Below are 19,534 nucleotides of genomic sequence, written 5' to 3'. Positions count from 1 at the left end.
AAGGTGGTCAAAATTCCTGCATCGCGATATTCTGGGTGGGGGAAGCAAGGCCGAGGAGAAAGCTCAAGGGAGGTCTGACCATGCGGTTTGCAAAGCCCCTGCTCACAGCACTGGCCACCGCATTTTCTTTGGGCAACATCGTTGCGCTGCCGGCGCATGCGGAGATCGACGCGGCAGGCTTGAAGCAATCGATCGAGACCTCCTTCGAGCGCGAATATCCAAAGCTCGATGCGCTCTACAAGGACATCCACGCGCATCCCGAGCTCGCCTTCCAGGAGGAGAAGACCGCCGCAAAACTCGCCGCCGAGATGCGCGCGATCGGCTTCGAGGTGACGGAGAAGGTCGGCAGGACCGGGCTGGTTGCGCTCTACAAGAATGGCGATGGCCCGATCATCATGGTGCGCACCGAGCTTGACGCGCTGCCGATGGAAGAGAAGACCGGCCTGCCCTATGCAAGCCGTGACAAGACGACCTGGCAGGGGCGCGAAACCTTCGTGGCCCATAGCTGCGGCCACGACATCCACATGGCGAGCTGGTTCGGAACGGCAAAAACGCTGGTCGGACTGAAGGATCGGTGGAAGGGCACGCTGATGTTCATCGCCCAGCCCGGCGAAGAGGTGGGCGCGGGTGCGATGGCCATGCTGATGGACGGCCTGTTCACCCGCTTTCCCAAGCCCGACGTCGGCTTCGCCCTCCATAGCGGCGGCGGGCCTTTCCCCTACGGCTCCGTCGTCTTCACCCCCGGGGTCCGCTCATCCAGCGCCGACGCCCTCTTCATCAGATTCAAGGGCCGTGGCGGCCATGGCGCGTCGCCACAGGCGACCATCGATCCCGTGACGATGGCGTCGCGTTTCGTAGTCGATGTCCAGAGCGTCATCAGCCGTGAGAAGGACCCGACCAAATTCGGCGTTATCTCGATCGGCTCGTTCCATGCCGGCACCTCCGGCAACATCATTCCCGACGAGGCGGTTCTACAGGGCACCATCAGAACCTTCGATGCTGACGTGCGCGCCAAAATGCATGACGGGATCAAGCGAACCGCCAAGGCGGTCGCCGACATGGCGGATGCGCCGGCGCCTGACATCATGATTACCGAAGGGGTCAAGGCGCTGGTCAACGATGCCGTTGTTGGCGCAACCGCCGAGAAGGTGCTGAAGGTGGCCTTCGGCGACAGGTTCAACTTCGCGCCGCCGGTCACCGCGAGCGAGGATTATTCCGAGTACATCAATTCTGGCGTGCCTTCGATGTTCTTCAATATCGGCGTCTACGATCCTGAAGTCGTCGCCGCGTCGCTCAATGGCGGCCCGCCGCTTCCGGGCAACCATTCCCCGCTGTACGCGCCGGTGCCGAAGCCGACCATCCAGACCGGTGTCACCGCAATGACGCTCGCCGTCCTGAGCGCATTCGACCAGAGGGCCAAGGGGCAGTAAAAGCCGGTCCGTCGTTGCGCGCGACGTCAAGCAGCCGAGTCAACAAGCCCTCCTCGGTCATTGTAGCTTCACCGCGCTCTTGTCGAGCGCCGCGCGCAGGCCCCTGGCAAGTTTCACCGCATCATCGTTGGCCCAGAAATGGCAGAAGAACAGGCGCGGCTGCTCATCGATCATGTGGCTGTGGAGCGCGGTCACCTCGATGCCGTTGCTGCGCAACGCCTTGATGACCGGGTTGACTTCATCGCCGGTCAGAACGAAGTCGCCGGTGATCGCCGCCTTGCCGCCTCCGGTAGGCTGGAAATTGATCGCCTCCGCAACGCCCATCGGACCGACCGGGACAAGCTGCATGCCTCCCTCGCTGACGGGGTCGCGGCGCGGCACGGCGAACTGGTAAACGCCGCCATTACTCTGGCCCTTGACGCCGATGATCTGGTCAAGCTGCGCCGTGTCGAGATCGACGGCCGGCGGTGGAGCGGCACCGACGGTCGTCGCAAGCGGCGTGTTGCTGGCCCCGAGCGCATCCCGAATTACGTTCGCAATCTTCACGGCATCGCCGTGGCCGCCGACATGCATGTAGAAAGTTGCGGGGCTCGCGCGCAGCAAATGATTGTGCACGGCCGTGACCTCCAACCCGCCCTCGATCAGCTTCAGCATGACGGGGTTGATCTCGGTCTCCAGCAGCACGAGATCGCCCATGACCATCACGCCGCCATGGGCGGGCTTGAACACGACCCAGCCACCCAGAGCGAATGCCGGCTTGATGGCCACGCCATCCAGCGTGACCGAAAGGTCGCTGCGGGGAAAGCCATAGCGGTGCGCGTCGCCGGACACGGCCGCCTTCCTGCCGAAGGCTTCGTCGATTTTTTGCCACTCGATATCTTGGGCCATCGCGACCGTGGTGAAGGAGATCGCGAGTATCGAGGCTATCAGCCAGAGCACGCTTCGCATGGTCATTCTCCTTGTTCGGATGGATCGTTCCCGATCTCATCCGCCATCGACGCGCCGATGCCCATGATGTGAAGCGCGAGTTCAAAGCCTTCCCTGACGCGGGCCGGATCGCCGGCAAAGACAAACGCGGAAGGTCCGCGCTTGATCCTCTGCTCGGATTCGACGGCGATCTCGGAAGGAATATTGGGAAGGTTTCGCTCGTCCACGCGCAATCCCCTCGACAAATCGAGTGTTGCGCAGAGCTTGGACGACGCGCGTCTGAAGGGGAGTCTGCTTGTCCCCGCCGACATTAGTACCGCCGATCACGATGGCCATGCAATAATTGTGAGGGACCAGCGCGTCCCGCGCGATCACAAGGGAGTATGAGGGAGGCACATCGAATGGGAACTCGACGACATCGTCAGGTTTTCCGGGCTCCCTTCTTCTGAAGCTGCCGGAGATCGCGCGTGGCTTCGGCCAGCAACCAGTCGCGAAACGTGACGATCTTGGGCAGGCTGGCTGTCGCTTTCGGGCACACGATCCAATATGTCTTCGACAACGGCAGCGACAATGCGAACGGTCGCACCAGGTGACCCTTGAGGAGATCCCATGCCGCAAGCGTGGTGCGCGCGAGCGCAATCCCCTGCCCGTTGATCGCCGCATCAATCACCATGCTGGCGCGGTTGAGCACCGGACCATGCGTGACGGCCCCCCGGTCGACCCCTGCCTCCTGCAGCCAGCTATCCCAGTCGGCGCGGCTGTCCATATGGATCAGCGGAAACTTGAGGAGATCGGCCGGCTTGCCGAGGCGCTTGCGGCTGGACAGAAGTTTTGGGCTGCAGACCGCAAAGAGCTGCTCCGGGCTCAGCCGCACCGCGTCAAGCCCCGGCCAGTTGCCGTCGCCATGACGCACGGCAAGGTCGACTTCCTCGCGGGCGAAGTCGACATGATGCAGCGTTGCGGAGACCCGCAGGTCGATCCCCGCATGCGCCTCGACGAAATTGCCGAGCCGATGCACCAGCCATTTGGCGGCAAAGTCCGGTGAGGTCGAGACCGTCAGCACGCCGGAATTCTGCCGCTGCAACAGCCGCTCGGTACCGATCGCAATGCGGTCTAGCGCATCGCGCACGACGGCGAGATATTCGCGGCCGGCCTCGGTGATGATCAGGCGCTGCCGCTCGCGGTTGAACAGTTTGACCGCAAGCTCGGCCTCGAGCGCCTTGACCTGATGGCTGACCGCACCCTGCGTGACGCAAAGCTCCTCGGCGGCGCGCGTAAAACTCTCATGCCGCGCAGCGGCTTCAAAGGCTTTCAGGGCATTCAGCGGCGGCAGGCGTGGGCGCATCACACGACTTCATGAGAAAAACTAGGGCAGGCAAGAGAAACGATGCTTTGCGGGGCGGCGCCCCGCACCATTATTGGGAAGCTCCAGCGAAGCATTTCACGAGATTTGGAGCTTGTCGATGTCCCTCCTTTTAACCGACACCTTGTCGATCCCGCCGGTGCAGGCCGTCGAGCCGGCCGCGCCAGTTCCTCAATCCAGCTCAGGACGAGGGCCCCGACCCGCGCGACGGCGCGGCTGGTGGAGCTGGCTCGACCAGCCCTATGAACGTGCCGTGCTCCGCGAGATTGCGGATGACCCGCATCTGCTCAACGACATCGGCCTAACCCAAGAACAGGCGCTGCGCGAGGCCGCAAAGTCGTTCTGGATCTGGTTCGCGCTCTGATCGACAAGCAAAAAGGGGAAAACGGATGTTCGATCCAATCGTCTACGGCTTTCCGCGCAGCACATTCGTCAACATCGTCCGCCTCCTCCTGACTCACAAGGGGGTCAGCTACGGCTTCCATGACCTCGAGTCCGTCATGGGAAAGCCGGATCACCTGGCGTTGCACCCGTTCAACCGCGTGCCGATCCTCAAGCACGGCGATTTCACCGTTTACGAGACGAGCGCAATCGCAACCTACGTCGACGAAGCTTTCAACGGGCCGCGCCTGACACCGCAGGACGTTCGCGCGCGGGCGCGCATGAACCAGTGGATCGGCGCGGTCAATTCCTACTACTACCCGTACATGATCTACCATGTGACGCACGAACGCCTGGTGTTCCCCGAGCTCGGCATCGCATCCGATGAGAAGGTCGTCGCACATGCGCTCCCCAAGGTCGACACAGCGCTTCGCGTCGTCGAACGCGAGTTGGCTCACGGCAAGGACTTTCTGCTGGGCGACCAGCTTTCGATCGCGGATTTCTATCTGCTGCCGAGCACTTTTGCGTTCAGCCTGACGGCGGAAGGACAGGCAATGTATCCAAAGTTCCCGGCGTTCTGCCGCTGGCGGGAGCGCATGGACAATCTGCCGGCGACGCAAAAGGTCCGCGCGGCGGTGCAACGGCTACCCATCGGGCACGCCCGCGAATGGGCTAACTCGCACCGGCCGAAATATTGACCGCGAAGTTTCTTGCCGCGGAGACGCTCCGCCGCTAGGTTTCGCGCACGGGGACACCACAGGCTCCCCGCCAGACGGCTCCGCCGTCCAAGCCTGTGCAACGCTCGGCTTCTTCCGGGAGATTGCACATGGACGGATTCCGCGACAAGACCGCAACCGCGCAACGAGACGACAGCACCGCTTCGCTGCGACGCATTGGCGTGATCGACATACCCGATGCCGCGGGGAGTTCCTTCGATCACGGCATCTTCGATCCGAAGAGCCGCCGCGTCTTCATCGCCCACACCGCGCGCAGCACGGTCGAGGTCATCGATCCCCTCGCCGGCTCCCATACCATAACGCTGTCGGGATTTCCCGGCTGCGCCGGCGCCGTCGCCGATGACGGAGACATACTCGTCACCAATCGTGGCGCGGCGAGCGTTGCCTGGCTCGATGCTGAAACGCTCGCGACCAGGGCGGTGTACGAAACCGGCGCCCGGCCGAACGGCGCCGCAATCGTCAAGCGGCTCGCGCTCGGCATCGTCGCCTGCATCGGCGACGAGCGGGAGCAGCCGACACTGCAGGCCTTTCGTCTCGGCGGCGGCAGGACCACGAGCCTCGACCTGCCCGGTCGCCCGCGCTGGTGCGTGACGGATGCGGTCGCCGAGCGGCTGTTTCTCTGCATCCGCGAGCCTTCGATGATCCTGGTCGCAAGCTTGCCTGACCTGAGTCCGCTCGCCCAATGGCGGCTTCCGTCCGGTGGGGCGCACGGCCTCGACATCGACCATGCGCGGGGACGCCTCTACGCGGCCTGCGATGACGCAGAGCTTGTCGAAGTCGACAGCCAATCCGGCAAGGTCACCAACGTCTGGCCGATCGCCGGCCCCCCGGATGTCACGTTCTTCAATCCGGTAACCGGCAATGTCCATGTCGCGATTGGCGAACCAGGGGTGGTCGAGACCATCAACCCCGTCAGCGGCCGCAGACTGCAGACCGTCACGGCTGCCGACGCGCACACGACGGTGCTGGTGCCGCCGGACCGGCTCTATGTGATCTCGGCGGTCCATGGCGGGGTGCTCGTGCTCGCGGATTCCTAGATCGGGAGGGCGCACATGCACAGGTCTTCTTGGTCTTTGAGGGCGATCACTGCAGCCATTGCGTTGATTGTCGCACACGTCAGCGCTCCGGCATTTGCTGAGGGAGAAATCAACATGATCCAGATTGACCAAATGACAGCAGGGAAGCCGCCGCCGGGTTTCTCGTTTGCGCGCACCGGCCGGGGCACCCAGGGGCAATGGACCGTCGTTGCCGATCCCACCGCCAAAACGGGCTTTGCGATCGAGCAATCCAGCACTGATACAACCGATTACCGCTTTCCGCTCGCCATCCCCACCACGATTTCAGGGAAGAATGTCAAAGCCGAGATCAGATTCAAGGCGGTGAGCGGTAAGGTGGATCGAGCTGCCGGCATCGCCGTTCGGATGCACGGCCCGGACAATTATTACATCGCGCGCGCCAATGCGTTGGAGGACAATGTGCGCTTCTATCGCGTCGTCGCCGGCAAGCGGCAACAACTCGGCACGGCGAACCTTCGCGTCACCTCGGGCGATTGGCACACGCTGACACTGGAAGCGCAAGGTCAGCGCTTCACCGTGGTCTATGACGGCGCCATGCTGTTCGAGGTAACCGACACTACGTTCACGGAGGCCGGTGGCGTTGCGCTTTGGACCAAGTCCGACAGCGTGACGCGCTTCGATTTGATGACGATCACACCGCTTCCTTGAGACGAAATCATGGGTTTCTGGACAGCGAGCGCGGTTGGATTGGTGATCGCCTATCTCCTGGGCTCGACCCCCACGGGCTATCTGGCGGGAAAGCTCCTGAGAGGCATCGATATCAGGGAGCATGGCTCCAAATCCACCGGCGCCACGAATGTCCTGCGGACGCTTGGAAAATGGCCGGCCCTGGTGGTGCTGATGACAGATGTGCTGAAAGGCGTGGCCGCTATCATGGTGGCCCGCTCGTTCTGTCCCTGGCTCTATACAGTGCTATCTCCAACGCCGCAGACGGCGTCTGATTTGCAAGTCTGGGTGCCGTGGGCCGTTTGCCTGGCCGGAATTGCCGTGCTGCTCGGGCATGGCCGTTCGATCTGGTTGAACTTAACGGGCGGCAAATCCGCAGCCGCCGGGCTCGGCGTGTTGCTGGCGATGTCATGGCCCGTGGGATTAGGCACTGCGACGGCCTTTGGCATCGTGCTGGCGATAAGCCGGATCGTATCCCTCGGCTCGATGCTCGCAGCGTTGACCGCGATCGTTCTCGTCTGGGCTCTCGACCACCCCTTGCCCTATCGGCTGATGGTGATCGCAGGCCTCTACATCATCTTCGCCATCGTGCCAACATGCAACGACTGTTGGCGGGAATGGAGCCGCGCCTCGGTCAAGGCAGCCCGGAGACGAGGGCGCAAGCGCAGGTCTAGGACGCGGTGCGAGCATCGCTATCGGGGCGAAGCGGACATTGACCGCCCCTTGTCGGTACGTGCCCTCATGCTCAGGCGCGCCGAGATCCAAAGGAATACTGCATCTTCGTTGTCCTGCTTGAGCAACTCTGCTTGCTCGATGTCGAAACCAGCGTCGACGACGAGTCGCTTCGTCTCATCGGGATCAAGATGGCTGAAGAACATCGGAGTGCCGAGCCAATCTCAGCCAGTCGCCTTCCGCCGATCCAAAGCTCGCCACGAAGATCCCATCCGGCCGAAGCCACGACGCGATGCGCCGAATGAGGGCTGCATGCTCGTTCCCCGACACATGCGTCATCGAACAGAAAGCAGATATGGCGTCAAACGACCCGGTAGGGAGCTGGATGCTCGTCATATCCGCGTGGACGAAATTCGCCTCCGGAACATTCCGCCGGGCGCGCACGATCTGCCCGAGGGATGCGTCCACGCCGGCCGCGAGCGCACTTGCCAAAGCCGTATCCTCGGATATTCTACCTTTGGTTACAGCGCCTATTTCAATCAGCGCGTGGTGGTCGCATTGGGGGGCGGCAATCATGTGGAGACTATGTCGAGCGTTCTTATCCGCAGGGGCAACAGCCCTTGTTGCAGGTTGCAGCCTAGTCCCGGATATTCCGCGAGAAACGCAGCTTCCAGTTGCGGAAATTCTTTTGAACGCAAGCTGTGGGCTGCAGACAGCGCTTAGATATCTGGACCAGCCTACTTTCGCCCGGTTCAAGCCGCGATATTGGCTGATCAGCATCGCACTCCTGCCGAAGGTCGACTCCGCGATCACGGCCGGCGCAGGTTACAATGGAAGAAGCTCCTCGATCGGGGCGCCCTATTCCACTTCGTGGGTCATCGGATCTCCACCGGGTCTAGCCGTCAACGCGACGGGTGAGCGCAACAGTGCGATCACTTTCAAGATCAACTCGGGCGATTTGATCAAGGAAATCCGACTCGATTGCAGCGACACCAGCCCGACATTCAACGCACTTACGAATAACCTAGGCTTGTATGATTGGCTCGTTCGGAGTGCTTCCGCACTGAATGTCAATCCGTCCGCCAACGCAGACAGTCCAAGCTATAACACTCAAATAACGATCAGGTTCAACGGCGACGGAAGTTATAGCTACGCGTTTCCGTTTGGCGGCGCATTTGTTGCTGCATCGGGAAGTTATTCCATCGACGAACAGTTGCAGATTAGCATGACGCCCATTGATCCACCGCCAAAGCCGTACACTGTCAGAACTCTGCCAGTTGCAGATATCAATTCGAATGTCCGCAATGCGGCCGCGATCTCCGCTACCGTTGCCAACCAGCGTCTTGATCTTCAGCAACTGCAAAACACGCTCCGCAGCCTGAAGGCCGTTCAATGAAATACGTCCTATTCCTCTTGTTGTTCTCCACTCCGCCGGCTCAACACGTGGATACGGCAACACGTAAAGCCAAGTCTGTATGGACGCTCAAGAGCAGCACCACCATGGAGTTCTCGACGCCGGCAGCTTGCAGAATTAACGGTCAAACCATCCTTGACAGCCTAGACGAGACCGACACTGTCACAGGTGTGGGCTGGTGCTTTTGTGAGAGCTCTCCAGGTGGGACGTGCCCGGAATCAGACTCTCGCGCAAAGGATAGTCGATTCGAAACCTTGAAAATGCAGCCAGGCATCATGCAAATAAAGCCGCATGAATTCTCGATCGACGGAAGTGGAGACAAGCAGAAGACCGTCGATATTAACGCTGTCAAATTGCTGCCGAAGTCCCTGCAAGATGCTCAAGAAGCCGCTCAAAAGCGCTCGTTGTCCAAGCCAAAGCGCTAGCGACGCAGTCGACGGCACCCGACAAATGCCGCAGTCGACGCTTCCGTGGTTGAGCCAATAGACGTCCTAACGTTCTACGCGCGGCGCATCAGCTTGAGCGACGCCGCCAGCCGCAGGCTGCGCTTGCCCGCGAGCGCGATGCCTTCCAGCTCGCCACCCTCGTCGTTGCAGCTGCCGGAAAAGCCGATCCCGACCTCATGGCCACCGAATACCGGGTTCTCGCCGCGCGCCGGCGTATGCTCCTGATTGAGGATCTCGCCCTTCCAGCGGCCGTTCTCCGACGAATATGAGCCGAGATAGTAGAAGAACGCGTCACCACCGAGGATGCGGCCGTCCATCAGCAGCATCACGCCGGACAGCCCGCCATCGACACCGTCAAGCGCGTTCAGGTGGATGGAGTAGAGCCCGTTCGCGATGCCGGCTGCTCCGACTGTGCCCCGCGGCGGCAATGCATCGTCCTCGAGCCGCGTGAGTTCGGCCCAGAACAGCGAACCCGGAGCCGGCGCGGCCTCGCCTTCGAAGCGGATGCCCTTTTCGTGGGGCCGGCCGAGCAGGCTGACGGACATCGCGTCGCTCCCCAACAGCGATTTGTAATAGGGGTCGTGGTTGTGACGTTGGGTGATCACTTCTGCGATGATCCCGCTATCGCGCTCCTCGTAGGTGCCGAGATGGGCAAACGCCGAATTGCCGCCGAGCAGCCTGCCGTTGTGCATGCACATGATGCTGCGGCCGAAGGCGTCGTTGACGCCGCATTCGACCTTGTAGAGCCCGTTCGGCAACGAAAAAAATCCCGGAAAACCATTTGCGAGTTGCGCGCTACCTAGCACCGCCGCCGCACCGAATCCATCGGGATCCATCAGGCTTTTCCGCGGTCCCGCCGTTGGTGGGCCCATCCCTCGCGATGATGGCAATATACACCTGATTTGCCCGACGGGTCAAGCGATTTTCGTAAAATCAGCAATCGCTCGTAACGCTCTCCTTTTCTACTGTGCATGGGGTTGTTTTCGACGTTTTGTTTTTTGGCACCGGCAGGACGCTCATCACGCCTTAGTGACGCTTGAAATACTGCACCTCGCGCTCGTGCTTCTCGGCCGCCGCGCGGCTCTTGAAGGTGCCGAGGTTGCGGCGTCGGCCGGTCTTCGGATTGACCTTGCGCGAATAGAGCCGGTATTCGCCGGATCGCAGCTTGCGGATCATGATCGCTCCTCCTCTTGGCGCCCCCTTCCCCTCAAGCGCGACCGCAAGATGGAAGTTCCTTCACGGCTTGCCCTGCGGCTGAAACGCTTGATTGCCGAACGGCTGCTGGTCGACAGGAACCCGCATCACGACGAAACTCCGCCCCATCGACCGGTGACAGGCATTGCAGCCCTCAGTGAGTTCGCCCAGCGCCTTCGCGAACTTGCGACCGTCCTTGGCCCCGATCGCATCCGAGACAGACTGCAATGACGGCTCCAGCGTCGTGACGTTGCTGACGGGAATGCCGGAGTAGAGCAAGGCCGCTTCGACGAGGCTTGCCTTGAGCTGATGCAGCTCGTAGGCCGCGAGCTCCCAGTTTTGGGCCTTGCCGGCGAGCCAGAGCTTTTGGTGACGCGCCTGCGCCGCGCTCATGATATCGCCGAGCTTCGGCACATAGTCGCTCGCGGTCGGTGATTTGAGATCCTGGGCCATCGCAACCACCGTGGAGGATGCCAGCCAGGCCAGCACCACCATCCCGCATCGAAGTTTCATCGCAAGCTCCGTTGTTGTTCTTGCGATGCAATCTATCGTGCCGCGGCGGCGCAGGGTGTTGCGCTCGATCAATGCCTTCCGAATCTGGTGGATGCGATCAGAAACACAGGGTGGTGACGAGCTGGCCCTGCTTGTTCTTGATCGCGTAGGGACAGCGAATCCGCTCCAGCGCCTTCTTGGCATCTTCGTCGCCGAGCGCCGCGGCGCGCTCGTAATAGGCCTTTGCGGCGTCCTTGTCCTTCGGACCGCCGCGGCCTTCCTGCGCGAAAGCGCCCATCCGCTCCAGTGCGCCGGGATGGTTTTTCGCCGCCGCCTTTTCGAACATCGCACGCGCCGCAACGTCGTCCTGCTGGCCGCCGCTGCCGTTCGACAGCATCAGGCCGAGCTGATACTGCGCCTCCGCATTGGTCTCGGCGGCCCTGCCGAGCAGCTCGCGCGAGCGCGCCGGATCGGCTGGCGCGGCCGTACCGCCGCCAATGGCCGCGAGATTGCTGACGCCGCGGGGATTGCCGGCTTCCGCCGCCTTCTCGAACAGTTTTCGTGCCTGCGCCTCGTCCTTCGCGACGCCCGCGCCCGTGCCGTAGAGCACGCCGAGCTCGACCATCGCCGAGGTCGAGCCCTTGTCGGCGGCCTTGCGCCAGGCCGCCATCGCTTCCGGCATCTGCCGGTTGGCGGCATAGGCGCGACCGAGCTGGAACATCGCGCGCCGCGAGGCGCCCGACGCCGTCTTGCAGAACTTGATCGCGGTCGGAATGTCCGCGGACGCAACGTCAGCCACGCCCCGGACATCGGCCGGCTTGTCGGGATCGCTGGGATCGGCTGCCAGCCTGTCGCACAGCACGAGGTCGGCCGATTGCGCGTGCGCCTGAAAGGGCGACGCGAGAGCGAGCAAGAGAACGAAGGCGATCTTTCGCATGGCGCGCAGGTTGCGTCCGGCAATCGGCAAATTCAAGGCTCGAGTCCCGACGCCCGCAAGGCCGGCGCGGCCTCGGCGGATGCGAGATAACGCAGCAACCGGTCGGCGGCCACAGCGTCTTTCGCGGCAACCATCCGGCCGGCGGAAAACAGCGCCGGCGTCTGCAATTCGCGCGGAATCGGACCCACGACCTCGATGCCGGCAACCTGCTTCAATTCGCTGACCTGCTGTATGGCGAGATCGGCCTCGCCGCTCACCAGCCGCTCGGCCGTAAAGCCCTGCTGCACGATGACGGCGCGGTCGTTGATCTTATCGGCAATCCCGAGGCGCTCGATCAGTTGCGCGAAATAGATGCCGCTCGCCCCCAGCCGCGAATAGGCAACCGCGCGCGCCGCAAGCAGCGTCTTGCGCAGCGCGCTTTCGGTTGTGATGTCGGAATACGCAGCCCCTGCCCTGACCGCGATGCCGACGTAGGAGCGCGCCAGGTCGACCGCGCTTTCGGCGGCCACGCGGCCCTCGGCAATGACCTCGTCGAGTCCTTCGCGGGTGAGGATCACGAGATCGGCTGTCTCGCCCGCGCGCAGCCGCTTCAGCAGCGCCATGGTCGGCGCGTAGTCGGCGTCGATGCGCATACCAATTGCGGCTTCGCAGACCGACGACAGGCTGCGCATCGCGCCCATTAGCCCAAGCGTGGAGAGCATGCGGATCGTGTCGTCCATGGACAGCCCTGCTTAGATTGCCCGATCAGAGGCGGTGCATCAGCCGCAGCGTGGCGGTCAGGCGCAGGCTGCGCTTGCCCGCCAGCGCGGTTGCTTCCAGCACCGCGTGATCGTCGTCATAGGTGCCGGAGAAGCCGATGCCGACCTCATGGCCGCCGAACACCGGGTTCTCGTCGCGCGCCGGCGTATGCTCCTGGTTGAGGATCTGCCCCTTCCAGCGGCCATTCGCGGCCGTGTAGCTGCCGAGATAGTAGAAGGAGGCATCGCCGCCGAGAATGCGGCCCTGGTTGAGCAGCATCACGCCGGTCAAGCCGCCGTCCACACCGTCGAGCATCCGCAAATGGATGGAGTAGAGCCCGTCGACGATGCCGCCCTCGCCGACGCCGCCGGCGATCGGCGCCTCGTCCTCCCTCAGCGGCGTCATCACGGATTGGAAGGGCACGCCGGGCAGTTCTTTCATCTCGCCCTTGAAGCGAACGAGATCGCCGTCCGCCCAACCCTTGGCGATCAGGGTCGCATTGTCGGTCCCCGCCATCGCGCGATAGTGGGGATCGGGATTGTGACGAAAGGTCTTGATCTCAATCGTGAGACCTTCGGCGGTCTTCTCGTAAGTGCCGATATGCGCAAAGGCCGAGTTGCCGCCCAGCATCTTGCCGTTGCCGACATGCATCACGCTCCGGCCGACGGCGCCGGCGAGGCCATACTGAACCTTGTAGAAACCTTCAAACACCAGCCGTCCCCGGCCTGCGCGCATCCGGCACGCAGTTTATCCCGCTTTCGCCCAGGCTGGATATAGCGCGCACCGAGAATGCCGCACCAATTTCGCCGCGCGGGCGAGTTGTCATGAAAATGCAAAAATCCGCCAAGGCCTTTCGGCCTCGGCGGATTTGATTGCCAGCCCGGGCAAGCCCCCCAGCCCGGGCCGGAGGATCTTAGGCGGCCGCCTTCTTGTCGGTCGGCACGGACGAGATCGTCTTCAGGATCTGCGAAGCGATCTGGTATGGGTCGCCCTGCGAGTTCGGACGACGGTCTTCCAGATAGCCCTTGTAACCGTTGTTGACGAAGGAGTGCGGAACGCGGATCGAAGCACCGCGGTCGGCCACGCCGTAGCTGAACTTGTTCCAGGGCGCGGTCTCGTGCTTGCCGGTCAGACGCTTGTCGTTGTCCGGGCCGTAGACGGCGATGTGGTCCATGAGGTTCTTGTCGAAGGCCGCCATCAGCGCCTCGAAGTACTCCTTGCCGCCGACCGTGCGCATATACTCGGTCGAGAAGTTGGCGTGCATGCCGGAGCCGTTCCAGTCGGTGTCGCCGAGCGGCTTGCAGTGGAACTCGATGTCGATGCCGTACTTCTCGGTCAGGCGCAGCATCAGGTAGCGGGCCATCCACATCTGGTCGGCAGCGGTCTTGGAGCCCTTGCCGAAGATCTGGAATTCCCACTGGCCCTTCGCGACTTCCGCGTTGATGCCTTCATGGTTGATGCCGGCCGCGAGGCAGAGGTCGAGATGCTCTTCGACGATCTTGCGGGCGACGTCGCCGACGTTCGAGTAGCCGACGCCGGTGTAGTACGGGCCCTGCGGGGCCGGATAGCCGGACGACGGGAAGCCGAGCGGACGGCCGTCCTTGTAGAAGAAGTATTCCTGCTCGAAGCCGAACCAGGCGCCAGCGTCGTCCAGGATGGTCGCGCGCTTGTTGGACGCGTGCGGGGTCTTGCCATCGGGCATCATGACTTCGCACATCACCAGCACGCCGTTGGTGCGCGCAGCGTCCGGGAAGACAGCGACCGGCTTCAGCACGCAATCGGAGCTGTGGCCTTCGGCCTGCTGGGTGGAGGAGCCGTCAAAACCCCAGAGCGGAAGCTGCTCGAGCGTGGGGAACGACGAAAATTCCTTGATCTGAGTTTTGCCGCGCAAATTCGGAGTCGGCGTATATCCGTCGAGCCAAATGTACTCGAGCTTGTACTTGGTCATTGAGCCTCTCTGTAGATGATGCGAAAGGTGGGGACCTCAGGCCCCCGCACGTTGTACCCGGCCACCATCGGCCGCCCGCTTACAAGCATTTAACGTGCCAAAACGCCGCAGAACTGGCGGTTTTCCACTGCGGGGAACCCGGTCCCGCCGGCGCGCGGCAATTCACAGGCGAGTGCGTCATAGCAGCGCACGACTGCGTTACCCCGCACCGCAAAAATCCCGCGGAAAACGCCCGATTCTGATGCACCTGGGGTTGTGCACCGCCCTGCCGATGAAACGCGCATCAGGCGCCCGCAATATTTGCGAAGCCGACGGCCGTCTGCCCGCAACCTTCGGAATGGCCCACGCGTTAGTCAGTCAAGGGCTGCCTTGGAGGGTGCAGAACTCTCACTGCTCAAAAAATAGGCCAGTAGTGATTTCCTTTTCAGCACTTTGAATTTCGAAAGGGGCGGCCGATATGGGGATTCCAGTAACCACAAGCGAACGAGTCGGGCGCACGATGGAGGTCAACCGCTCCGGCTCAAGGAGACTACCGCAATGATGAACAATGGTCTGAGTGTCGGATCTGCTGAGATCTTCCAGTTTCCGGTCGGGGGCCGTGCCGCCCTCGGGGGTCGCCGCTACGGCGAGCCCAGGCTGCCGGCCAATCAGGGCTCAACCCCCGTGGTCGAAACGGTGTGCAGCGGAAGCTGGTATCATCAGGAGGCGATCGAGGAAGCCAAACCGAAATGGGATCGCTGATGCCTTTACCGACTTCGGAAGTACCGCCCTGCGCCAAGCGCCCGGCGGAAGTTTGAAAAAGGGTCGAAACAACGGCGTTTCGACCCTTTTTGATTCATGATCGCTGGATCGGTTCACAGGCCGTGACCGGCCGCTTGAGATGCTGAACCGTCGTGCCGCCCTTGCCGATCTTCAGCGTGATCCCTGCTCCCGAATAGCGCGCACCCGACAGCGTCACCCGCTTCTTCAGCGGCAGCGACGTGCCGTCGATCTGCACGAAGGCGCGCTTGTCGTAGTCATAAAAACCGACGATGAAATTGGTACCATCGGCGCAGTGATAATTCTGGAACGTCTGCGCCGCCGCCGGCCGCATGCTCGCAGTTCCGCCCGCCAGAATTGCGACAGCCAAAATAATGGCCTTGTGCCGGCCCATGTTCGCCCCCTGTAATGGACTGCCCGACGCGTCAGCCACGCGCCGATCTTCGCCAACAAGATAGCTCAAGCTGCCCAGATGTCAGACTCCCCTTCCCGTCACCTCAATCTGCAAGGCGCCAGCAATTTTCGCGACCTCGGCGGCTATCCGGCCGCAGACGGCCGCCTGACGCGCTGGCGGCAGATCTTTCGCTCCAACCATCTCGGTCAACTCACCGAGGCCGACGTCGCGATCGTCCGCGGCCTCGGTGTGACGCGCGCGTTCGACTTCCGCGGCGTCGAGGAGCGCACAACCGGCGTCTGCGGCATGCGCGAGATCACCGTACATTCCCTGCCGATCGAGCCGACGGTGGTCGCCGCGCTGCGCGCGCGGCTCGAAGCCGGCACGCTGACGGCGCCCGTTGCGCTGGAGATCATGCGCGAATCCTACCGCAACTATGTCCGCCACAACACGCACAGTTTTCGCGCGCTGTTCGGCCATCTGCTCGAAGACCACGCGCCATTCGTCATCCACTGCACCGCCGGCAAGGACCGCACCGGCTTTGCCAGCGCGCTGATCCTGCACGCACTCGGCGTGTCCGATGACATCATCGCGGAAGACTATCTGCTGACCAACCAGTTCTATCGGCGCGAAGCGTCGGCTGCGACAGAGCTGCCTGACGACGTGCGCAACGCGATCGGGAGCGTCGAGGCTTCCTACCTCAACGCCGGCTTCGAGGCGGTGCGTGCCGAGTATGGTGATCTCGAAACCTATTTGCGGGACGGGCTCAGGATTGGCCCGGCGGAGCGAGAGGCGCTGCGGGCGCGTTATCTCCAGTCGTAATCAGGCAGTCGCACTTCTTCGTCGCGCCGGCTTTCTTGAGAATAGCCGACGTCAGCGCCCGCGCGACCTGCATGGTGCTCCAGTCGCTCTGGTGCAGCAGCATGTCGTGATCGGCCTTGTCCACCATCAGCTCGAGCGGGACCTTGTTGTGAACGTGCCAGTGCCGCATCAAGGCCCAGCGCTGGAACAGATTGACCTCGGCCTTGTCCGCTGCGGCGCGGATCAGACGCACCATCCTGTCTGACAGCTCGGCGCGGTCGTCCCAGAGCATTTTCGTCGTGTATTGCGGATCGATCAGCAGAACGTCGAAGTTGTGGCCGCACAGGCGTCCCAGTCCCTCCTCGATCTTCGCGGCGACGACGTCGACGTCGTATTGGTCGTTGTGAAACACCGCATTGGTTCCGACCTGCCAGATCACCAGCGCTGGATTGTCTTGGAAAATGTCGGTCTGGAAGCGATCGAGCTCTTCGGGCGCCTCCTCCCCGCCCTTACCGCGGTTGAACACGTCGATCCGGATGTTCTGATGCGGATCGTGGTCCTTGTAATGCGCCCTCAGATACAGCTCGAGCCGTGCCGGATAAGACACGACGTTGTACAGGCCCGCGGTCGAGGACGACCCCAGCGCCACGATCTGCACCGCGCCGCGTCCGCTCAGCGCCTCTTGAAAATGCGTGAGCGGGTATTTCATGTCGACGATCTCAGCGGGAAAATCGATGGTTGGAAAATCATCTGTCATGGGAACAACCTGCGATCTAAAGTTGTAGCCATCATTCAGCCTTCAAGGCATCGCCATTGCAAGTCCAATTCGGGCGGAGCAATAGTCCGGTCGAACAGAAATGACGGAGAGCACCGTGCAGGGAAAAGTCATTGTCATAACCGGCTCGCTCGGCGCCCTGGGCCAAGTGGTCGCCCAGATCGCGCAAGCCCGTGGCGCGCGCGTGGCCGGTATCGACCATGCGCCGTCGCAAGTGCCCGCCACGGCAGACCGCATCGAGATCGGCGGCGTCGACTTGTCTGACGAGGCGCAGGCAAAGAAGGCGATCGATGCCGCCGCAAAACATTTCGGCCGGCTGGATGCGCTCATCAACATCGCCGGCGGCTTTGCCTTCGAGACGATCGGCGACGGCGACATCAAGACATGGCAGCGCATGTATGCGCTCAACGTGCTGACCGCGCTCAATACCTCGCGCGCCGCGCTGTCGCATCTCGCCGCCTCCGGCAGCGGCCGCATCGTCAATGTCGGCGCCATGGGCGCGTTGCAGGCCGGCTCCGGCATGGGCCCCTATGCGGCCTCGAAGGCCGGCGTGCACCGGTTGACCGAGGCGCTCGCCAACGAATGGAAGGGCAAGGTCACTGTGAATGCCGTGCTGCCCTCGATCATCGACACGCAGGCCAACCGCGCCAGCATGCCGAACGCCGATTTCGCCAAATGGGTCACGCCGCAGGAGCTCGCCGAGGTGATCCTGTTCCTGGCGAGCGACGCCGCGAGCGCGGTCACCGGCGCCCTGATCCCGGTGAGCGGGCGGGTTTAGCTTCACCCTCCTTCGAAAGGCCCGATCAGCGCGGGATCAATCCGGGCTAGACTGCCCGCACTGATTCTGTCGCCGGAACGCCCGTGGAAACCGCGCTCTATCTGCCCGTCAAATGCTTCCTGGAAAAGCTTGGTTTCACCGTGAAGGGCGAAATCGGGGGCTGCGATCTCGTGGGCCTCAGCGGCGATGATCCGCCCGTCGTGGTGATCGGCGAACTCAAGCTCGCCTTCAACCTCGAACTGATTCTACAGGCGGTCGATCGCGCGCCAAAAGGCGACGAGATCTGGATCGCCGCAAAGATGTCGTCGCGCGGCAAGGGACGCGAGAGCGATGCGCGCTATCGCAATTTGTGCCGCCGCCTCGGCTTCGGCATGCTCGGCGTGACCGATCGCGGCCAGGTCGAGGTGCTGGTCAAGCCGCCGACATCAGCACCGCGCCGCGAGCCAAAGAAGCGCTCGCGACTCGTTGCCGAACACCAGCGCCGCCAGGGCGATCCCGTGCTCGGCGGCAGCACGCGCGCGCCGATCATGACCGCCTATCGCCAGCAGGCGCTGGCCTGCGCATCCCAGCTTGCGGCAGGCCCGCGCAAGGTGCGCGAATTGCGCGTGCAATGCCCGGATGCCGGCAAGATTCTCTTGCACAACGTCTATGGCTGGTTCGCGCGCGCCGAGCGCGGGGTCTACGAGCTGACGGACGCGGGGCATGCCGCGCTCAAACGCTGGCCGCAACAGCCGGCCGTCGAGATGGCGCTGGATGCTGCGGCGAAATGACGGAGCGCGTGATGATCGTGGTGACAGGAAGCGTGACGGCCCGGCCAGAGACGTTCGACGAGGTGCGCCGGCTCAGCCTCGAACATGTGCATCGCTCACGCACCGAGCCCGGCTGCATCTCGCACGCCGTGCACATCGACTGCGAGAATCCGCTCCGGCTGGTATTTTTCGAGCAATGGGCTGACAAGGCGGCCTTGGCTGCCCATTTCAGGGTGCCTGCATCAGGTGAATTCGTCTATGCGCTGCGGTCGCTAGCGGCCGCCCCGACCACGATCGACCTCTACGAGGCGAGCCGGATTGAGAAATTGTGAGTGCATGGCTGGATTGCCACCCCAAATTCATATTGCAATGCAACATGGTCGGCACTAGGTATCCCGGATCGAAACGAGGCCCCTATGAGCGCAGACTGGAATACCAAATATGGCACGCGGCGCGTCCGCCACGATCCGCCGACCCTGGACGAGGCGATTTTCGCCGCTGTCGGCATCACCGATGACCAGGAGCAGCAGGCCGAGATCGCCGCATCCCTGATGGGGATGCCGCTCGACGTCGTGCAGGCCGAGGTCAAGAAGCAGGCGCGGGTCAACAACCGCATCACCGCGACCCGCGTGATCGCCGGCGAGCAGGGCGCACAGCGCTCGGTGGTGGTCGAACGCCGGGTCGTACGCCGCTTCGGCAACGATAAGCGCACCGGCACCTAAGCTTTTTCAGTTCAGCGTTTTGAAGCGGACCGGCGCAAGCCGGTCCGCTTTTTTTGTGTGTGCCGAGCATGATCGACAGCTTGGAGGTGGAAGTCTTCTATCCAGCCTGATGGCGGCGAAGGATTAGCAAAGCGC

At 62.7% G+C, this 19,534-nt stretch carries 26 protein-coding genes and 1 pseudogene; 14 read left to right on the top strand and 13 right to left on the bottom strand.

The window, feature by feature from the left end:
• Window positions 1–80: 80 nt before the first annotated feature.
• Complete coding sequence (locus tag JQ632_RS18410; protein WP_212403981.1) at window positions 81–1,430, top strand: amidohydrolase; 1,350 nt, start codon at window positions 81–83, stop codon at window positions 1,428–1,430.
• 57 nt (window positions 1,431–1,487) lie between these two features.
• Here JQ632_RS18410 and JQ632_RS18405 read toward each other — a convergent pair whose 3' ends face one another.
• From JQ632_RS18405 to JQ632_RS18395, 3 genes are all read right to left on the bottom strand, one after another.
• Window positions 1,488–2,378 carry a DUF1259 domain-containing protein gene (locus tag JQ632_RS18405; protein ID WP_212403980.1) on the bottom strand — a complete coding sequence of 297 codons (891 nt, stop codon included), beginning with the start codon at window positions 2,376–2,378 and terminating at the stop codon, window positions 1,488–1,490.
• A 2-nt stretch (window positions 2,379–2,380) separates the two neighbouring features.
• Window positions 2,381–2,584 carry a hypothetical protein gene (locus JQ632_RS18400; protein WP_212403979.1) on the bottom strand — a complete coding sequence of 68 codons (204 nt, stop codon included), beginning with the start codon at window positions 2,582–2,584 and terminating at the stop codon, window positions 2,381–2,383.
• Between the two features lie 194 nt (window positions 2,585–2,778).
• Window positions 2,779–3,702, bottom strand: a complete 924-nt coding sequence (locus JQ632_RS18395; protein WP_212403978.1) for a transcriptional regulator GcvA — start codon at window positions 3,700–3,702, stop codon at window positions 2,779–2,781.
• A gap of 118 nt (window positions 3,703–3,820) precedes the next feature.
• Here JQ632_RS18395 and JQ632_RS18390 point away from each other — a divergent pair, with 118 nt between their 5' ends.
• The 5 genes and pseudogenes from JQ632_RS18390 to plsY all read left to right on the top strand — a co-directional run bounded on the left by JQ632_RS18390 (window position 3,821) and on the right by plsY (window position 7,254).
• Window positions 3,821–4,084: a DUF1127 domain-containing protein gene (locus tag JQ632_RS18390; RefSeq protein WP_212403977.1), complete on the top strand. Its 264-nt coding sequence runs from the start codon at window positions 3,821–3,823 to the stop codon at window positions 4,082–4,084.
• 25 nt (window positions 4,085–4,109) lie between these two features.
• Window positions 4,110–4,799: a glutathione S-transferase family protein gene (locus tag JQ632_RS18385; RefSeq protein WP_212403976.1), complete on the top strand. Its 690-nt coding sequence runs from the start codon at window positions 4,110–4,112 to the stop codon at window positions 4,797–4,799.
• A 128-nt stretch (window positions 4,800–4,927) separates the two neighbouring features.
• On the top strand, window positions 4,928–5,875 hold the full coding sequence (locus JQ632_RS18380) for a YncE family protein (protein ID WP_212403975.1): 948 nt from the start codon (window positions 4,928–4,930) through the stop codon (window positions 5,873–5,875).
• A gap of 15 nt (window positions 5,876–5,890) precedes the next feature.
• On the top strand, window positions 5,891–6,562 hold the full coding sequence (locus JQ632_RS18375) for a hypothetical protein (protein WP_212403974.1): 672 nt from the start codon (window positions 5,891–5,893) through the stop codon (window positions 6,560–6,562).
• 9 nt (window positions 6,563–6,571) lie between these two features.
• A pseudogene (gene plsY, locus JQ632_RS18370) lies at window positions 6,572–7,254 on the top strand (glycerol-3-phosphate 1-O-acyltransferase PlsY).
• A gap of 184 nt (window positions 7,255–7,438) precedes the next feature.
• Here plsY and JQ632_RS40465 read toward each other — a convergent pair.
• On the bottom strand, window positions 7,439–7,828 hold the full coding sequence (locus JQ632_RS40465) for a class I SAM-dependent methyltransferase (protein WP_409363497.1): 390 nt from the start codon (window positions 7,826–7,828) through the stop codon (window positions 7,439–7,441).
• A gap of 112 nt (window positions 7,829–7,940) precedes the next feature.
• Between JQ632_RS40465 and JQ632_RS18360 the strand changes: the two genes are divergently transcribed.
• A complete protein-coding gene (locus tag JQ632_RS18360) occupies window positions 7,941–8,648 on the top strand; it encodes a hypothetical protein (protein ID WP_212403972.1) in 708 nt (235 codons plus the stop codon).
• Entirely contained in the window at window positions 8,645–9,091 is a 447-nt protein-coding gene (locus tag JQ632_RS18355) for a hypothetical protein (protein WP_212403971.1), read from the top strand. Before JQ632_RS18360 ends, JQ632_RS18355 begins: the two co-directional genes overlap by 4 nt.
• A gap of 74 nt (window positions 9,092–9,165) precedes the next feature.
• On the opposite strand, the gene JQ632_RS18350 is transcribed toward JQ632_RS18355, so the two are convergent.
• The 7 genes from JQ632_RS18350 to JQ632_RS18320 form a co-directional block, all read right to left on the bottom strand.
• Window positions 9,166–9,870, bottom strand: a complete 705-nt coding sequence (locus JQ632_RS18350; RefSeq protein WP_212404079.1) for a GrlR family regulatory protein — start codon at window positions 9,868–9,870, stop codon at window positions 9,166–9,168.
• A gap of 268 nt (window positions 9,871–10,138) precedes the next feature.
• Window positions 10,139–10,288: a hypothetical protein gene (locus tag JQ632_RS18345; protein ID WP_212403970.1), complete on the bottom strand. Its 150-nt coding sequence runs from the start codon at window positions 10,286–10,288 to the stop codon at window positions 10,139–10,141.
• A gap of 60 nt (window positions 10,289–10,348) precedes the next feature.
• On the bottom strand, window positions 10,349–10,819 hold the full coding sequence (locus tag JQ632_RS18340; protein WP_212403969.1) for a hypothetical protein: 471 nt from the start codon (window positions 10,817–10,819) through the stop codon (window positions 10,349–10,351).
• A 97-nt stretch (window positions 10,820–10,916) separates the two neighbouring features.
• Window positions 10,917–11,735 carry a tetratricopeptide repeat protein gene (locus tag JQ632_RS18335; protein WP_212404078.1) on the bottom strand — a complete coding sequence of 273 codons (819 nt, stop codon included), beginning with the start codon at window positions 11,733–11,735 and terminating at the stop codon, window positions 10,917–10,919.
• Between the two features lie 32 nt (window positions 11,736–11,767).
• Window positions 11,768–12,454: a substrate-binding domain-containing protein gene (locus JQ632_RS18330; RefSeq protein WP_212403968.1), complete on the bottom strand. Its 687-nt coding sequence runs from the start codon at window positions 12,452–12,454 to the stop codon at window positions 11,768–11,770.
• A 25-nt stretch (window positions 12,455–12,479) separates the two neighbouring features.
• Entirely contained in the window at window positions 12,480–13,184 is a 705-nt protein-coding gene (locus tag JQ632_RS18325; RefSeq protein WP_212403967.1) for a GrlR family regulatory protein, read from the bottom strand.
• 202 nt (window positions 13,185–13,386) lie between these two features.
• Entirely contained in the window at window positions 13,387–14,421 is a 1,035-nt protein-coding gene (locus JQ632_RS18320) for a glutamine synthetase beta-grasp domain-containing protein (RefSeq protein WP_212403966.1), read from the bottom strand.
• A gap of 537 nt (window positions 14,422–14,958) precedes the next feature.
• On the opposite strand from JQ632_RS18320, the gene JQ632_RS18315 reads away from it, so the two are divergent.
• Window positions 14,959–15,162: a DUF2735 domain-containing protein gene (locus tag JQ632_RS18315; RefSeq protein WP_212403965.1), complete on the top strand. Its 204-nt coding sequence runs from the start codon at window positions 14,959–14,961 to the stop codon at window positions 15,160–15,162.
• Window positions 15,163–15,256: 94 nt separating this feature from the next.
• On the opposite strand, the gene JQ632_RS18310 is transcribed toward JQ632_RS18315, so the two are convergent.
• Window positions 15,257–15,574, bottom strand: a complete 318-nt coding sequence (locus tag JQ632_RS18310; RefSeq protein WP_212403964.1) for an MliC family protein — start codon at window positions 15,572–15,574, stop codon at window positions 15,257–15,259.
• Between the two features lie 78 nt (window positions 15,575–15,652).
• Between JQ632_RS18310 and JQ632_RS18305 the strand changes: the two genes are divergently transcribed.
• Complete coding sequence (locus JQ632_RS18305) at window positions 15,653–16,396, top strand: tyrosine-protein phosphatase (RefSeq protein ID WP_212403963.1); 744 nt, start codon at window positions 15,653–15,655, stop codon at window positions 16,394–16,396.
• Here JQ632_RS18305 and JQ632_RS18300 read toward each other — a convergent pair.
• Window positions 16,341–17,132, bottom strand: a complete 792-nt coding sequence (locus JQ632_RS18300; RefSeq protein WP_212403962.1) for an SGNH/GDSL hydrolase family protein — start codon at window positions 17,130–17,132, stop codon at window positions 16,341–16,343. The two genes, JQ632_RS18305 and JQ632_RS18300, sit on opposite strands and share 56 nt — an antisense overlap.
• Window positions 17,133–17,247: 115 nt before the next feature.
• Here JQ632_RS18300 and JQ632_RS18295 point away from each other — a divergent pair, with 115 nt between their 5' ends.
• The 4 genes from JQ632_RS18295 (at window position 17,248) to JQ632_RS18280 (ending at window position 19,399) form a co-directional block, all read left to right on the top strand.
• The gene (locus JQ632_RS18295; RefSeq protein WP_212404077.1) at window positions 17,248–17,928 is read left to right on the top strand and encodes an SDR family oxidoreductase; all 681 of its coding nucleotides are present in this window, start codon (window positions 17,248–17,250) and stop codon (window positions 17,926–17,928) included.
• An 83-nt stretch (window positions 17,929–18,011) separates the two neighbouring features.
• Window positions 18,012–18,698 (top strand): DUF2161 family putative PD-(D/E)XK-type phosphodiesterase, encoded by a 687-nt coding sequence (locus JQ632_RS18290; protein WP_212403961.1) that lies wholly within the window; start codon window positions 18,012–18,014, stop codon window positions 18,696–18,698.
• Window positions 18,695–19,009: a putative quinol monooxygenase gene (locus tag JQ632_RS18285; protein WP_312015625.1), complete on the top strand. Its 315-nt coding sequence runs from the start codon at window positions 18,695–18,697 to the stop codon at window positions 19,007–19,009. The genes JQ632_RS18290 and JQ632_RS18285 overlap by 4 nt, the downstream gene beginning before the upstream one ends.
• Window positions 19,010–19,093: 84 nt before the next feature.
• Window positions 19,094–19,399, top strand: coding sequence for a hypothetical protein (locus tag JQ632_RS18280; protein ID WP_212403960.1), 306 nt, complete (start codon window positions 19,094–19,096; stop codon window positions 19,397–19,399).
• Window positions 19,400–19,534 lie beyond the last annotated feature (135 nt).

The sequence above is a fragment of the Bradyrhizobium liaoningense genome, from assembly GCF_018130955.1.
Taxonomy (GTDB): Bacteria; Pseudomonadota; Alphaproteobacteria; order Rhizobiales; family Xanthobacteraceae; genus Bradyrhizobium; species Bradyrhizobium liaoningense_C.
This window is presented reverse-complemented; position numbering and strand designations above follow the sequence as displayed.

What these genes read in the sequence shown, in the direction of transcription:
- JQ632_RS18410 (WP_212403981.1), top strand. Translation starts at nt 81, where the DNA reads ATGCGGTTTGCAAAGCCCCTGCTCACAGCACTGGCCACCGCATTTTCT.
- JQ632_RS18405 (WP_212403980.1), bottom strand. Translation starts at nt 2,378, where the DNA reads ATGCGAAGCGTGCTCTGGCTGATAGCCTCGATACTCGCGATCTCCTTC.
- JQ632_RS18395 (WP_212403978.1), bottom strand. Translation starts at nt 3,702, where the DNA reads ATGCGCCCACGCCTGCCGCCGCTGAATGCCCTGAAAGCCTTTGAAGCC.
- JQ632_RS18390 (WP_212403977.1), top strand. Translation starts at nt 3,821, where the DNA reads ATGTCCCTCCTTTTAACCGACACCTTGTCGATCCCGCCGGTGCAGGCC.
- JQ632_RS18385 (WP_212403976.1), top strand. Translation starts at nt 4,110, where the DNA reads ATGTTCGATCCAATCGTCTACGGCTTTCCGCGCAGCACATTCGTCAAC.
- JQ632_RS18380 (WP_212403975.1), top strand. Translation starts at nt 4,928, where the DNA reads ATGGACGGATTCCGCGACAAGACCGCAACCGCGCAACGAGACGACAGC.
- JQ632_RS18375 (WP_212403974.1), top strand. Translation starts at nt 5,891, where the DNA reads ATGCACAGGTCTTCTTGGTCTTTGAGGGCGATCACTGCAGCCATTGCG.
- JQ632_RS40465 (WP_409363497.1), bottom strand. Translation starts at nt 7,828, where the DNA reads ATGATTGCCGCCCCCCAATGCGACCACCACGCGCTGATTGAAATAGGC.
- JQ632_RS18355 (WP_212403971.1), top strand. Translation starts at nt 8,645, where the DNA reads ATGAAATACGTCCTATTCCTCTTGTTGTTCTCCACTCCGCCGGCTCAA.
- JQ632_RS18345 (WP_212403970.1), bottom strand. Translation starts at nt 10,288, where the DNA reads ATGATCCGCAAGCTGCGATCCGGCGAATACCGGCTCTATTCGCGCAAG.
- JQ632_RS18340 (WP_212403969.1), bottom strand. Translation starts at nt 10,819, where the DNA reads ATGAAACTTCGATGCGGGATGGTGGTGCTGGCCTGGCTGGCATCCTCC.
- JQ632_RS18335 (WP_212404078.1), bottom strand. Translation starts at nt 11,735, where the DNA reads ATGCGAAAGATCGCCTTCGTTCTCTTGCTCGCTCTCGCGTCGCCCTTT.
- JQ632_RS18330 (WP_212403968.1), bottom strand. Translation starts at nt 12,454, where the DNA reads ATGGACGACACGATCCGCATGCTCTCCACGCTTGGGCTAATGGGCGCG.
- JQ632_RS18320 (WP_212403966.1), bottom strand. Translation starts at nt 14,421, where the DNA reads ATGACCAAGTACAAGCTCGAGTACATTTGGCTCGACGGATATACGCCG.
- JQ632_RS18315 (WP_212403965.1), top strand. Translation starts at nt 14,959, where the DNA reads ATGATGAACAATGGTCTGAGTGTCGGATCTGCTGAGATCTTCCAGTTT.
- JQ632_RS18310 (WP_212403964.1), bottom strand. Translation starts at nt 15,574, where the DNA reads ATGGGCCGGCACAAGGCCATTATTTTGGCTGTCGCAATTCTGGCGGGC.
- JQ632_RS18305 (WP_212403963.1), top strand. Translation starts at nt 15,653, where the DNA reads ATGTCAGACTCCCCTTCCCGTCACCTCAATCTGCAAGGCGCCAGCAAT.
- JQ632_RS18300 (WP_212403962.1), bottom strand. Translation starts at nt 17,132, where the DNA reads ATGACAGATGATTTTCCAACCATCGATTTTCCCGCTGAGATCGTCGAC.
- JQ632_RS18285 (WP_312015625.1), top strand. Translation starts at nt 18,695, where the DNA reads ATGACGGAGCGCGTGATGATCGTGGTGACAGGAAGCGTGACGGCCCGG.
- JQ632_RS18280 (WP_212403960.1), top strand. Translation starts at nt 19,094, where the DNA reads ATGAGCGCAGACTGGAATACCAAATATGGCACGCGGCGCGTCCGCCAC.